Annotated in this window: 1 protein-coding gene; it reads left to right on the top strand. The window is 64.5% G+C overall.

The annotated features are described in order from the left end of the window. Positions 1 to 72 precede the first annotated feature (72 nt). Positions 73 to 499: IS701 family transposase (locus LG661_RS24870; protein WP_230534666.1), on the top strand; the 427-nt coding region annotated here is incomplete at its 3' end.

Genomic DNA, 499 nt, shown 5'->3' with positions numbered 1-499 from the left:
TTTGGCAGGTATGAGGAACCGGGCGGGGCCTGCCGACGTCTGCTCGTGAAGGATTATCCGCAGGAGGTCGTTATGAGCACCTCAGTTGCGTGGGACCACGAACTCCAGTCCTGGCTTGAACCCTTTCTCAAACCGCTTCGTCATCCTGCCCGCCAGCGCATGTGCCCGCTCTACGTGGCAGGCCTGATCGGTCCCGGTGCGCGCAAGAGCCTGCAGCCGATGGCGGCTCGGGTGGCTCCCGCCGATTACGATCAACTGCATCACTTCGTGGCGGTCGGTCCGTGGGATGAGACGCCCCTCGAGGCCGAACTCTTGGCCCAGGCCAACCGGCTTGTCGGCGGACCTGACGCCATCCTGGTGATCGACGACACGGCCCTGCCCAAGAAGGGCACGCATTCGGTGGGGGTCGCCTCGCAGTACGCCGGAGTGTTGGGCAAGAAGGCGAACTGCCAGAGCCTGGTCTCGCTGACGCTCGCCAAGGACGAGGTGCCAATCCCAA

Origin of the sequence: Microvirga roseola, assembly GCF_020866965.1 — a bacterium.
In the GTDB taxonomy this organism is placed as follows: domain Bacteria; phylum Pseudomonadota; class Alphaproteobacteria; order Rhizobiales; family Beijerinckiaceae; genus Microvirga; species Microvirga roseola.
Note: the sequence above shows the minus strand (reverse complement) of the source record. Positions and strands in the feature narration are given on the sequence as shown.